Genomic DNA, 1320 nt, shown 5'->3' on the forward strand with positions numbered 1-1320 from the left:
TGGGGTTACCCGCAAATCGTGGACACGTTGTTAAGCTGCTTAGGGGTTAAGCAGCGGCCTTCTTATTACCATTTTGATCAGCGAGCTGGGCTTCGAAATCGACGGGGCTTACCATCCCGATGGACGAGTGGCGACGGCGCCGGTTGTAGACAATCTCAATCCAGCGAGCCACCGCCTTCCGGGCGTCGTCACGGGTTCGCCATTTCTTCCGATCGTAAAATTCGGTCTTCAATGTCGACCAGAACGACTCGGCCATCGCATTGTCAAAGCAGACACCGGTACGGCCGACCGATTGTGCAATCCCTAGTTCTTGACAGACCTGCCACAGTTGTTCGCTGGTGAACTGGCTACCACGATCGGCGTGGAAGACCACGCCGTTGGGTATTTCACCACGCAGGGTGTAAGCCATGCGCAGTGCACGTTCAACCAGGTAAGAATCCTGCACACTATCCATGGACCAGCCTAGGACTCGGCGGGAGTGTCCATCGCGGATAACGCATAGGTACAGCCAGCCCTCATTCGTGCGTAGATAGGTAATATCTGACATCCACACTCGATTAAGCTGCCCTTGATCAAATAGGCGTTTCACCAGGTCTGGAAGCGTGGACTTCCGCTTGGATTGAATCGTCGTTACGGGAACAAACGCCCTAGGTGAGATGCCCTCAATACCCATCATCCGCATGCGTTTGGCCACGGTTTTACGATTCACATAGACCCCAACCTCGGCGAGTTCTGCAGTAATCCGTGGGGCACCGTAGACTTCGTCAGAATCTTCCCAGATGTCATGAATTTGCCTGTCTAACTGGTCGAGGAATCTCTGACGCTGATTTTCACCACGAAGCCGTACTGCTTGAGCCTTTTGCCATTTATAGTAGCCAGAACGGGAAACCTCTAATAACCTGCTCATTCTTTTTATACTGTAGTTCGCCTTCTCCTGCTGTATTAGCTCAAATTTTTCCGATCGCGTTGCTTCGCAGCGAAGAAGGCGGTGGCTTTTGACAAGAACTCATTATCCATCTTGGCCTCAGCTAACTCACGACGCAGGCGAGCATTTTCGGCTCGTATATCAGCATCACTGCGGCCGTCTACCGAGCCTTGGCGTTCCCGCTCGAGTTTGACCCACCTGCCTAAAATTGTCGCTGATACGCTAATTTCCTTAGCCACATGAGCGATTGGGCGCCCAGACTCGATGACCAGTCTGGCGGCCTCCTGCCGGTACTCCGGGGTGTACTTCTTCCTTGACGAATTCACAATGAACATCCTCTCCTACGGACACAAGATCCGTACTAATAGGGTGTCCACTACTCGAGGGTAACCTCA

1 protein-coding gene is annotated in these 1320 nt (G+C 52.8%); it reads right to left on the reverse strand.

The genetic code is table 11. The features are described 5' to 3' along the window. Nucleotides 1-46: 46 nt before the first annotated feature. Nucleotides 47-1260, reverse strand: a protein-coding gene (locus VVS03_RS11275; protein WP_368520135.1) for an IS3 family transposase whose coding sequence is annotated in 2 segments (ribosomal slippage) — nucleotides 47-987 and nucleotides 987-1260 — 1215 coding nt in all. Because the reading frame shifts where the segments join, the coding sequence is not laid out codon by codon here. Nucleotides 1261-1320: the final 60 nt, after the last annotated feature.

Source organism: Corynebacterium sp. LK2537 (assembly GCF_040946485.1).
GTDB lineage: Bacteria > Actinomycetota > Actinomycetes > Mycobacteriales > Mycobacteriaceae > Corynebacterium.